The following is an 11,448-nucleotide window of genomic DNA, read 5'->3' as shown; positions in this document are numbered from 1 at the left end:
CACCATTCCAGACGGCACTGACAACACGGCCCGGAGCGTGATCACTTGAAGTCAGTCACGGTCACACGGCAGGGAGAGCGGGGCCGGCCGCGTCGGCAGGATGTGCCGCTGGTGGACCGGAGCAGGGTTCAGCCCGCCTGGAAAGGCCTCGCCTCCGGCTCTTGATACTGCGCGTCCTGCCGGACGTACTCGGCGCGCGCCGACTCCAGCAGCAGCCGCCACGACGTCACCGTCGGCCGGCGGCGCAGAAGCGCCCGCCGTTCCCGCTCGGTCATCCCACCCCAGATGCCGTGCTCGATGCGTTGATCGAGGGCGTGCGCGAGGCACTCGGTGCGCACAGGACAGCCCGTGCAGACGGCTTTCGCCTGGTTCTGGGCCGCTCCCTCGACGAACAGTTCCTCCGGATCAGCACTTCGGCAGACCGCCCGTCCAACCCACTCCTGAGCATCGCCGACCACCCCGACGCCGTCCTCTCCTGGTACGGCCCGCCGGACTCCCCCAGGCAGACACAGTGCGAGAACGCTACGGCAGGCACGCGGCACATGACACATTCCGGTGCGACAGCAACCCCTACGAGGGAACGGGTACTTGACGGCAGCCGGAAGTGGTCTGAAATCTGCCGTCGGCACATTCATGCCGCACAGCTCCGGCGGAAAGTCCTGAGCAGGCGCGGTCACGACGATCGTCGGCAGCACGATTCCACGGAAGACCGCGACCGCACCGGAGCGGCACCGCCCGCCACGACAGCAAGGCCTGACGGACCCTCCCGGTCACCGGCAGTCACGGCAGCCTGGCTGACCACGGCACCGGCCCCCACGCGCCGTGAGATCGCCGTACACGGCAGGGTCGCGGCCTCCGCGATCGCGAACCTCTGCCCGCCGGCGCAGGCGCGCGAAGCCTGCGCCGAGTTCCAACACCGTCACACCCACGGCAGGACCACACTCAGCCCGTGGACCCTTTCACCGATTCGCTTGAATCACCCGATGAGTGGTGGTGTCCGCCCAGCCCGCCATCCTGAGCGCGCCCTCCGATCGAATAGAGTTCGTCGATGTTCGAAGGAAAACTCGTAAGACTGCGCGCGCTGCGCCCCGAAGACGCTGAACACCATGTCCGGTGGCGCAATGACCCGGAGGTGGTGCGCTGGGCCGCGGGCGGTGACCCGATGTTCGGCCCGGTCACGGCTGACGCGGTCCGGCTCGCCTTCGACACCATGCTGCGACTCGACCCGAGGGAGTCGGCCGTGTTCACGGTCGAGGACCTGGCGGAGGGGAGGACGATAGGCATGGCCGACTACCGGGACCTCGACCCCTACGCCGGAACGGCCACGCTCGGAGTCACCATCGGCGAGCGGGAACACTGGGGTCGCGGCCATGGCAGTGACGCGTTGCGGCTGCTGGTGGGCCACTTGTTCGGCGCGTACGGCCTGAACCGGCTGGAATTGGACACCTGGAGCGGCAACGAACGCGCCGTGCGTGCCTTCTCCCGGCTGGGCTTCCGCGAGGAAGGCCGCCGCCGGCTGGCCGTGCTGGTGCGGGGAAAGCGCTACGACCGGTTGCTCTTCGGGATGCTCCGCGAGGAATGGGCGGGCCAGGCCTGACGCCGTGACGCCCCCGACCGGCGGAGTGGGCGAAAGTCGGCCGGACAGGCCCCGCCCGTGCTCGGCAGACTGCGGGCATGTCCACCGAGGTCGGCGGAGTGACCGAGTGCAGTCCCTCGGCCCGGACCTTCGAGGAGGACGACGAGGACGCGGTATGCTACGCCGCCCTTGGCCTCTTCCTCCTCAACGTCGGCAACGCCTATGACGCCTTGCCTGCCTCTTCGGCGTCCGCGACTCCTTTGCGTTCCGGTTGCGTCCGAGGACCGCGGCCTGCCGGAGGACGCTTCCGAGGGACTGCGGGAGACACTCAACGCATGGGGCGGACCACAGGACGCGCACGGAACAACGTGGATCAGCTGGGCCGAGTTCGCAGCCGCCGACCGGGACGAACCCGATCGGTCCGGAGCACTCGGCCGAAGCACCGTTGCCGGAACAGGAACCCTTTGGGCGCCGTCCGGGACGTGACGAGGACGGTGGCCGAGCCGCACGTCCCGGGAGCACGCCCGCCTCGTGGTCCGGTTCGACTGAGCACGGAACCGGATTGCGGATTGCCGCTGGAGCCGTGGTGGTGCTGGTGCGACACGAAGGCGGTTCGAGGGATCCGTGACCTCTAAATGCGTGGGACCGGTCGCTCCGTCACAGGCAGGCACTCGGCGAGCAGGTCGACAATGTCGCGCCAGGCCCGCTGTGCGTGCCGTGGGTGGTGGCCGACGCCGGGCAGCACGGTGTGGTCGACCGGTGGGTGGTGGAAGGCGTGCAGGGCTCCGCCGTAGACCACAAGGCGCCAGTCGACGCCCGCGGCCTGCATCTCGGCGGTGAACGCGCCGCGTTGCGCGAGCGGCATGATGGGGTCTTCCGACCCGACCCCGGCCCACACCGGGCAGCGAATGCGCGCCGCCTCACCCGGTCGGCCCGTGGTCACTGCGTTGACTGTCCCGATGGCGCGCAGACCGACGCCGTCGCGCCCGAGTTCCAGCACGATTGCGCCCCCGGTGCCGTAGCCGACGGCGGCGATCCTGTCGGGGTCGGCCCGCGGTTCGGCGCACAGCACGTCGAGCGCCGCATGGCCGATGCCCCGCATCCGGTCGGGATCAGCGAGCAGCGGCAGGCAACGGGAAAGCATCTCCTCGGGCTCGTCCACATAGCGCCCGCCGTGAAGGTCAAAGGCCAGCGCTACATATCCCAGCTCGGCGAGCGCATCGGCGCGGCGGCGCTCGACATCGCTGAGCCCCATGCCCTCCGGTCCGAGCAGGACCGCGGGCCGGCGGTCGACGCCGGCCGGGAGCGCGAGGTGCCCGATCATCGTGAGGCCGTCGGCCGGGTACTCGACCGTACGCGTGGAAATCGTCACCATGAAAGTGGACTGTAGCGACCGTCAAGTCCGGTCAGGCAGGCGTTCTGCCGCTGGCAGAACAGCCCGGGCGCACTTCTGGAACACGGCGATGGCTCACGAATCCGTGCCGGTGCTGCCGGCCAGCGGCTACTGACCTTCCCGGCGGGCTCCTGGAGTTTTCCGGTGCCGCCCCTTGGCGGGACTGCTGACCGCCGGTGCCGAGACGATCAGTCGATTTGAGCCACGCCAGGTTCCCGCTGTCCGCGTCTGCGAGAGCTTCGGCGGGCGGTGGGCCTGGTCACAAGCGATGTCCGTGATCACCTGACCGTCGGCGGCTGGACTGCCTTCCCCGGCCAACTCCCAGACCCTCTGACGCGCTTCGGAACGTGTGCCCCGGATCGCCGCAAGAGCCTTCGGGCTGGACGCGGCGAGCGCGTCGACGAGGAAACCAGATCCCAGTGCCCTTTGCTCGAAGGTCCGACGGCGGCAGGCGGACGGTCCCTGGTCTCGGCCGTGACCAAGACCAACCGCCCCCGGGTCGACCGAAGTTCAAGCAGGTGGCTGCGTTGGCATCTGACGCGGCGCACGTCGAGGGAGGGTGACCCGCTCCGCTTGACTGACTAACCACTCTCCTACAGACTGTCCTCATGCCCAGACCGAGGAGCGACGACAAGCGCGCGGCGATCATGGCCGCCGCCACGCGGATCATCGCTACTCAGGGGCTGGGGGCAGCGACGGCGGCGATCGCGAAGGAGGCCGGCGTCTCGAACGGGTCGCTGTTCACCTACTTCGACACCAAAGCGGATCTACTGAACCAGCTCTACCTGGAGCTGAAGGGCGAGATGGGGGCAGCCGCACTCGGCGGCCTGCCCACAGCCGATGCGCGCACCCAGATGCTGCACATGTGGTCACGATGGATGGACTGGGCAACGGCCAATCCCCTGAAGCGCCGCACTCTGGCCCAGCTCCAGGTCTCCGACGAGATCACGGCGTCCACCCACGGGTTGGCCAACCGGACCATGACAGGCATCGGAGAGATCCTGGAGCGCAGCAGGGCGAACGGCCCGATGCGCGAGGCCCCAGCGGCTTTGGTGTTCGCGCTGTCCAGCGCCCTGGCCGAGGCCACCATCGACTACATCATCGGCGACCCGGACCGCGCCGACGAGCACAAGCAGTCCGGCTTCGACGCACTCTGGCGCATGATCGGCTGACCCGCCCCGGGCCCGCTTCCTCGCACTCACACACATCCATTAATGACTGTCTGGTCAGACATCTAAGGACCATCATGCCCGACAAGGTCTACGTCATCACCGGCCCTACCTCAGGGTTCGGCCACCGCACCGCCCTCGAGCTGGCCAAGCACGGCACCGTCGTCCTGGTCGGGCGCAACGCCGCCAAGCTCGAGGACGTGCGCAGCAGCATCGAAGGCAGAGGCGGAAAGGCCGTGTCCGTCCTCTGCGACCTTTCCGACCTGACGAGCGTGCGACGCGCCGTCGCTCAGATCACCGAGCTCGGCCTTCCGATCACCGGCGTGCTCAACAACGCCGGGATCTTCCCCAACCGTCCCGGCACGAACGCCCTCGGCTGGGACATCGCCTACGCGACCAACCACATCGGGCCTTTCGTGTTCACCGAGACGCTCGTACCCCACCTCGAAGACGGCACACAGGTGGTGTTCATCGTCTCGGCCGTGGAGGATCCGGAGCGCAAGGCCGCCACCATGGCCGGTTTCCGCGGCGCCCGGTACATCTCCGCCGAGGCGAGCACCCGTGGCGAGTGGAAGCCCGGCGGCTCGAAACTGCCCGGCGCAGACGCCTACGCCACGTCCAAGCAGTGCAACCTGGCGACGGTACTCGCCTTCGCCCGCGAAACACCCCGACTGCGCTTCAACGCCATCGAGCCCGGCTTCGCTCCCGGCACGGATCTCGGCCGTGATGCCGGCCTGTTCCTGCGTCTGCTGTCGAAGTACGTGCTCTCGCCACTTGCCCCGCTCATCAAGTACTGGACCAACCCGGGCACCGCTGCTCGCATGATCACCCGGATACTCAGCGACGAATCGGACACCACCGGCGTCTACTACGACGAGAAGGGACAGCCCATGCGGGGTTCCGCACAGGTGCACGACCCGGCGTTCAACGCGCGGGTAGTCGCCGAGACCCGTGCACTACTGGAGACGGTGCACGTCTGAGGAAGCTCTGTACGCGGCACGGTGTCGGGTGGACGATCAAAAACGCCGCGTGGAGTGCCCCGGCCACCAACGGTGAGACGTCTCCAGGGGCCGGGTCCTCGCAGGAAAGAAGCACTCTTCACCTGGGAAGTGCCTCTTCCGCTACCACGTACAGGACCCTCAGCAAGTCCTACCGTTGCAGCTCGGGGGCACTTTCCGCCTTCTCGATCACCTGCAGGACGGCACCCCTCGTGAAAGCCCGGGGCTGGTGCGCGAGGCCCTCGCGCCGACCCTTGACGGGCGCCTGGGAGGTCATCCCTCCCGGGCCTCGTACTCGGCGCGGGACTCGCTGATCTCCTCCGCATGGGTGTCGGCCCACTCGGCAAGGTCGCGGACGACCCGCAGCAGCGAGCGGCCTCGTTCGGTCAACGCGTAGTCGACCTGTGGTGGAACGGTGTGGTGCACGGTACGGCTGACCAGCCCGTCCCGCTCCAGACCGCGCAACGTTACGCTGAGCATCCGTTGCGTGACCGGTTTGGCCAGTCGCCGCAGCTCGTTGAAACGGTATGTCTCCTCACCGAGCTGGCAGACGACGACCACGCTCCACTTGTCGCCGATGCGCTCCAGCACGCTGCGGATCAGTGGACGCGATTCCTCCCGGCAGCCTGAGGATACGGATCCCGCTTCGGTGCGGAATTCTTCTGTAGTTGCGCGGGCCACGGTTCCCTCCGCGATACCTGGGCACTTTGAAGTGCTCTCTTGTCCGGATCCGCTCCCGGGCCGAGGCTCGATCGTGAGCAGTCGGCAGTGCGGGGAGCACATCACACCCGTCCCACCACTGTATGAGCCACCCCGCCGCGACGGAGTTCCGAGGCGGAGTACCACGGTGCAAGAGGAGATCATCCCATGGGAACAATCGGTGTCGGTATCATCGGGGCCGGCCTCGACGGCTGGGCGGCACTGAGCCATATACCGGCCCTCAGCGCGCTGCCCGACTACGAACTGCGTGCGATCAGCACGACCCGGCGCGAGTCCGCCGAGGCGGCAGCCCGCAAGTTCGGCGTTCCGGCGGGCTTCGACAACCACCGCGACCTGATCGCTCACCCGGACGTGGACCTGGTGGTCGTGGCGGTGAAGGTCGCCCACCACCACACGCTGATCTCCGACGTGCTGGAGGCAGGCAAGGCCGTCTACAGCGAGTGGCCGCTCGGTATCGGCCTCGAACAGGCCGCCGTACTGGCGGAGCGCGCCCGCGCCGCACAGGTCCGTACGGTGATCGGTCTCCAAGGGCGCTTCGCCCCTGCGGTGCGCCACGCCCGCGACCTGGTCGCGGAGGGTTATCTCGGAAAGGTACTCGGCACCACCCTCGTCGGTTCGGGGGTCGCCTGGGTCGGCGAGACCGACCGATCCCATGCCTACATCTTCGACAAGGCCAGCGGTGCGACGACTCTCGCGGTCCCGGCCATGCACGCTCTGGACGCGCTGAACTTCGTACTCGGCGACTTCGACGAGGTCTCCGCCAACCTCGTCAGGGGCCGCACAGAGGTCCGGATCGCCGATGAGGGGATCACCGTCCCGGTCACCGCAGCCGACCAGGTGTCCGTTGCCGGCACCCTGCGCGGTGGCGCCGCCGCCTCGGTCTTCTACCGAGGTGCCTACTCCCGCGGCGACAACCTCCGCTGGGAGATCAACGGCACCGAGGGCGACCTGGTTCTCAGCGCCCCCGGCATCAACGGCAACCTCCAGGTCGCCGACCTGCGCCTACAGGGCGGCCAGGGAAGCGACAGCGAAGTCGCGCCCATCGAGATCCCCGACCGCTACTTCACCGCAGTGCCCCGTGGGCTTACGGGACCGGCACACAACGTGGCCCAGGTCTACGCCGCACTCGCCGCCGACCTCCGTGACGGCACCCACACCGTCCCGGGCTTCGACCACGCCCTGGACCGGCACCGGCTCCTCAACGCCATCGAAGACGCCTCCCGGACCCGGTCCGCCCGCAAAGCCGCCGCCTGACGTGTGACCAGACCACCGAGCAGCTCACCCCTCACGAGCCGTACGTGACGGCGGATCAGGCATCGCCCGTGGCCAGTGGCATGAGCCGACTGCGTCGATCATGGCCAGTCGGGCCGTGCTGGCGCGCCGGCTGTGCACCGAATTCTCTCGACGTCATCTCGCCTTCTCCGTCGAGGAGGCGGCGGTGCCCCGGCAAGCCGGGGTTCGGAGCTGGTCACCACACTGTCCGAGGCGCGGCGGGAAGCGGGCCGCGGGCACCGTCGTGTGCGCGATCGCACCGCTCTACGCGATCACGCGTAAACCTTCCGCGCCAGGCTCTGCCGACTACTGAGGCAGCCCGGATCGTACAGCACCGGATGCGCTCGGCATGCGCTGGTAGCCGGCGGGTTCGGACACGACGCTGCCCGCCCCTGGATTCTGGGACGGGCAGCGGATGTGCGCGTGACTGTGAAGGGCGGTCGCCTACGCGGCGAAAGGCTCCATGAGGCTTCAGCCGAACGATCTTCCTCATGGGCAATGGGTGAGGCCCGGGGACACTGTCCCCTCCACAACCACGTCCGTCACAACACGGGCAGGGGGCGAGGCATTCCCGTGCAAGGTGGTTACGGCTCGTGTCGGTCAACTGGCGCGCTCCGCTTCTCCACGTCGTACGGGGAACGACAGGTGGGGATCCTCTTCCCTCCTCCGACTCCCGCTGACGCCATGCCCGTGTCCACGCCGTCGGCCATCTCCCTCACTTCGGGTCGGGTACCACGCACACCTCGAGGAAGGCCACGAGCAGTTCCAGCTGAAGCGTGGTCTCCCCAAGGACCGTTCGGTGGTGGTGTGCGGAATGAGTCCGGCTCCGTCGGCTCGCAGCTCGATTCCCTCGATAGGCATGGCACCGCTTTCCGCACAAGCGTGACCAAGCCGCCGCCTGCCCGTACGGGTGGCCGGCTCGTCCCTCTCACCTGCGAGAGCAGCCTTGCCTTTGCCAAACCTTGGTAAGATCCCGCCACTTGTACGAGGGTACGGACCCTCGTAGGGGAGGGAACTTCACGTGGGCAGACACGCCCTGAGACGGGGCGGGCTTGCCGCCGCCGTCTCCTCGCTCGCGCTCGCCGTAGTGGCCGCGTCCGTCGTCTTCCTGTCGGAGGGGGGTGACTCCGCGGAAGCGGCCGGGTCCGGGTCCGGCACCACCGCGATCACGCTGGTCGACCCCAGCTCCAACACACCGCGCACCGACCGTCCCTACGCCGTGGGTGACACCGGCTTCCTGCACCGGCAGACCGGCAGGGCCGGACTGCTGTGGACCGACTACGCGACCGGCAGGACCGTCACCGTCGAGAACGCCGGCGGCGTCTACACCCCGGGCACCGGCTGCACGTCCATCGGCTCCGAGTGCCGTCACGCCTGGTACGGCACGGACAGCGACCTGGTCGCTCTGCCGACCACGGCCAACGACGCGTACGCCACCCTGTGGGATCCGGCGACGGCCACCTCCAAGAAGGTGACCTGGAACAGCTCCGGCCAGTACGGGCCGGGCTACTACCGCGCCCTCGCAGGCGACACGATCGTCACCTCCCAGGCCCTGATCGACAAGGTCGACGGCGAGTGGCGCACCCGCGCGGTCACCGGCGACGTGGCGATCATGGGGAGCGACGACGTCCGCGCGGCGGACTCCGACGGTGTGCTCTGGTCCGTCAGCACCAGCAGGATCGGCTACATCGACATCGCCTCGTCGGTGAACACCTTCGCATTCGACGACGCCACCTTCGCCTCGCACTACGTGATGAGTGAGGACCGCATCGGCTGGTACGACGAAGCCGCCGGCAAGCTGCACCTGAAGTCCCGCACCGACCTCGCCGCCGCCGAACAGATCGTCACACTGCCCACCGGCCTGAGCCCGCTCGACGGCGCCCCGGTGCTGGTCGGCGACCAGCTGCTGCTGCCGCTGTCCTCCGGTTCACTCGGCTCCCGGCTGCTCGCGGTCGACATCGACGATCCCTCGCGGCAGCAGACCCTGCTGGAGAGCGCCGGCGAGTACACGCTGGCGGCGGGTGACGGCAGCGCGCTGGTCACCGGCGGCACCGACGCCACCGACTGGTGGGTGCGGCGGGTGAGCCAGGCCGAGGACGGCACGCTGAAGCTGACGAAGATCCAGCAGGTTCCCGCGGTGGAGAACGCCAAGACGGGCATCGCGCTCAGTCGCGGCCGTCTTCGCGTCGCGGAGGACGACCCGAAGGCCACCGCGGACACCACGTCCGTGCGCACCCTCACCACCGACGGTTCCGCCACGCTGACGGCGTCCGGAGCCACGGCGAGCGGCTCGATATACGCCGCCCTCTGCCCGTACCAGGGCACCACGTGCTCGGCGCTGTGGGGGAACCTCGACGCCCGGGACGTCTACCTCGACGCCAACGGCGGCAACGACGAGGGCGAGGGCCTCGGCGACGACCGGCTGGTGGAGATCGGCGGCAACGACCTGGACTTCGGTGGCCGGGGCGGCCGCATCGTCGACGTCTCCGACCACTACGCCGTCTTCGACTCCGGCGGCACCTCCCCGGCGCAGTACGTCGGCGAGTTCGGCCACGGTCAGAAGCTGCAGCGGTCCCTGCGCGCCGCCGCCCTGAACGGCTCCACCCTGTGGAGCGCCTCCACCGCAGGCAAGCTGACCTCGTACGGCATCCCGCAGGAGAAGACGCTCAGCACGGTGGCCGTCCCGGGCCTGGCCTGCGTCCCGAGCGAACTCCAGGCGGCGGGACGCTGGGTGTACTGGGCCTGCGGGACGGACTCGGCGGGCGTGTACGACACCAAGGCCGGTACGTCGAAGGCGGTCACCCCCGGTGACGTGCTGCTCGGCGACGGCTTCACCGTCCGCCACGACCATGGCGCGGGCACGCTGGTCCTCACCGAGGCGGCCACCGGCACCACTCGCACGATCGCCTCCGGCCTGGCCGACATGAACCTGACCGTGGACCGCCGTTACCGCTGGACCGTCGACGAGTACACCGGCCTGGTCGCCTGGTTCGACGACTACGAACGCACCCACGTCACGACCACAGGTGTCGCTCCCTCCGCCGTGACGGCCTTCGAGACGTCGGTCGGCGACTACGTGGGCCCGGGGGCATCCCTCCAGGGCACCTGGGTGCTGTCCCGCCCGGTCACCTCCTGGTCGCTTGCCTTCACCTCGGTCCAGAGCGGCGCGAACGGCAAGGCCACCCGCACCCTCACCGGCGGCGCAACCCCGGACCGGGTGACGGCGACCTGGAACGGGAAGACGGCGAGCGGGGGCTACTTCCCCAACGGCCACTTCACCTGGACCCTGAAGGCGACCGGCCTCGGCACCACCACACCGAACACGGTGAGCAGCGGCGAAGGCTTCCTGCAGCGCGGAGCCGCGGTACGCCGCGACTTCGTCAGCCCCGACGGCCCGGACGGCCGCGGCGACCTGCTCACCCTGAACTCCTCGGGCGGGCTGACCCTCCACAGCGGCACGGGGACGGGCAGGCTGGGCGACAAGTACACGGGCACCGGCTGGCCCACGACCATCATGGCGATCCCGTTCGGCGACCTCAGCGGCGACCGCTGCAACGACGTCCTGGTCCGCTACAGCAACGGCGCGCTGCGGCTCTACAGGCCGGGCTGCGGGGCGGCGGTCAAGCCGTCGACGTCGTACACGACCCTCGGGACCAGCGGCTGGACGCAGTACAACGTGCTCACCTCGCCCGGCGACGTGAGCGGTGACGGACGCCCGGACCTGATCACGAGGAACTCGTCCACCGGAACGGTCTACCTCTACAAGGGGACGAGCGCAGGCAAGCTCGCCGCCCGCGTCAGGCTCTACGACAACTGGAAGGGCTACAAGAAGATCGTCGGCGCCGGAGACCTCACCGGCGACGGCAAGGCCGACCTCCTGGCCCAGGACACGTCCAACAACGTCTACCGCTACAACGGCAAGGGCGACGGCACGTTCGCGGCCCGCGTCAAGGTGCTGTCGAACTGGGGCGGCTCGTACAACGCGGTCGTCGGGGTCGGCGACATCACGGACGACGGCAGGCCGGATCTGGTCTCCCGTGACACCGGCGGCAAAGTGTGGCGCAACAACGGGGACGGAAGGGGTTCGTTCGGTCCGCGGGTGCAGATCGCGAGCGGCTGGACTGGCTACAAGGCCCTTTCGTAGGGAGTGAGTCCGGTCCGGCCGGAGAGGTGCTCGAGCGCGGGGGTGGCCACGATGTTCGCCAGAACCGACGACCAATCAGTCAGGAGCCGGCGCATATCGATCGGAGCGTCAACGCCGCGCGGGTTGGGTTTAAGCGGGGTCCGGACAGCCTGTGGTAAAGGGATAGGGGGGGAGCC

8 protein-coding genes are annotated in these 11,448 nt (G+C 68.9%); 5 read left to right on the top strand and 3 right to left on the bottom strand.

The genetic code is table 11. The features are described 5' to 3' along the window. Positions 1-128: 128 nt before the first annotated feature. On the bottom strand, positions 129-458 hold the full coding sequence (locus ACFXI4_RS20100) for a WhiB family transcriptional regulator (protein ID WP_384992568.1): 330 nt from the start codon (positions 456-458) through the stop codon (positions 129-131). 590 nt (positions 459-1,048) lie between these two features. Between ACFXI4_RS20100 and ACFXI4_RS20095 the strand changes: the two genes are divergently transcribed. Next, a complete protein-coding gene (locus ACFXI4_RS20095; RefSeq protein ID WP_384992566.1) occupies positions 1,049-1,597 on the top strand; it encodes a GNAT family N-acetyltransferase in 549 nt (182 codons plus the stop codon). Positions 1,598-2,207: 610 nt separating this feature from the next. Here the strand turns inward: ACFXI4_RS20095 and ACFXI4_RS20090 are convergent. Next, positions 2,208-2,951 (bottom strand): dienelactone hydrolase family protein, encoded by a 744-nt coding sequence (locus ACFXI4_RS20090; RefSeq protein ID WP_384992564.1) that lies wholly within the window; start codon positions 2,949-2,951, stop codon positions 2,208-2,210. Positions 2,952-3,577: 626 nt separating this feature from the next. Here ACFXI4_RS20090 and ACFXI4_RS20085 point away from each other — a divergent pair. Further along, entirely contained in the window at positions 3,578-4,141 is a 564-nt protein-coding gene (locus tag ACFXI4_RS20085) for a TetR/AcrR family transcriptional regulator (RefSeq protein WP_384992562.1), read from the top strand. Between the two features lie 74 nt (positions 4,142-4,215). Further along, positions 4,216-5,118: an SDR family NAD(P)-dependent oxidoreductase gene (locus ACFXI4_RS20080; RefSeq protein WP_384992559.1), complete on the top strand. Its 903-nt coding sequence runs from the start codon at positions 4,216-4,218 to the stop codon at positions 5,116-5,118. Between the two features lie 291 nt (positions 5,119-5,409). On the opposite strand, the gene ACFXI4_RS20075 is transcribed toward ACFXI4_RS20080, so the two are convergent. After that, positions 5,410-5,727 carry a helix-turn-helix domain-containing protein gene (locus tag ACFXI4_RS20075; RefSeq protein WP_362722163.1) on the bottom strand — a complete coding sequence of 106 codons (318 nt, stop codon included), beginning with the start codon at positions 5,725-5,727 and terminating at the stop codon, positions 5,410-5,412. Positions 5,728-6,003: 276 nt separating this feature from the next. Between ACFXI4_RS20075 and ACFXI4_RS20070 the strand changes: the two genes are divergently transcribed. Next, positions 6,004-7,110, top strand: coding sequence for a Gfo/Idh/MocA family protein (locus ACFXI4_RS20070; protein WP_384992557.1), 1,107 nt, complete (start codon positions 6,004-6,006; stop codon positions 7,108-7,110). Positions 7,111-8,149: 1,039 nt separating this feature from the next. Further along, positions 8,150-11,272, top strand: coding sequence for an FG-GAP repeat domain-containing protein (locus ACFXI4_RS20065; protein ID WP_384992555.1), 3,123 nt, complete (start codon positions 8,150-8,152; stop codon positions 11,270-11,272). The last annotated feature ends 176 nt before the right edge of the window (positions 11,273-11,448 follow it).

This window comes from Streptomyces sp. NPDC059224, assembly GCF_042754285.1.
Classification (GTDB): domain Bacteria; phylum Actinomycetota; class Actinomycetes; order Streptomycetales; family Streptomycetaceae; genus Streptomyces.
This window is presented reverse-complemented; position numbering and strand designations above follow the sequence as displayed.

Excerpts from the sequence above, each read along its gene's own strand:
- ACFXI4_RS20095 (WP_384992566.1), top strand. The coding sequence starts at position 1,049 with ATGTTCGAAGGAAAACTCGTAAGACTGCGCGCGCTGCGCCCCGAAGAC.
- ACFXI4_RS20080 (WP_384992559.1), top strand. The coding sequence starts at position 4,216 with ATGCCCGACAAGGTCTACGTCATCACCGGCCCTACCTCAGGGTTCGGC.
- ACFXI4_RS20070 (WP_384992557.1), top strand. The coding sequence starts at position 6,004 with ATGGGAACAATCGGTGTCGGTATCATCGGGGCCGGCCTCGACGGCTGG.
- ACFXI4_RS20085 (WP_384992562.1), top strand. The coding sequence starts at position 3,578 with ATGCCCAGACCGAGGAGCGACGACAAGCGCGCGGCGATCATGGCCGCC.
- ACFXI4_RS20090 (WP_384992564.1), bottom strand. The coding sequence starts at position 2,951 with ATGGTGACGATTTCCACGCGTACGGTCGAGTACCCGGCCGACGGCCTC.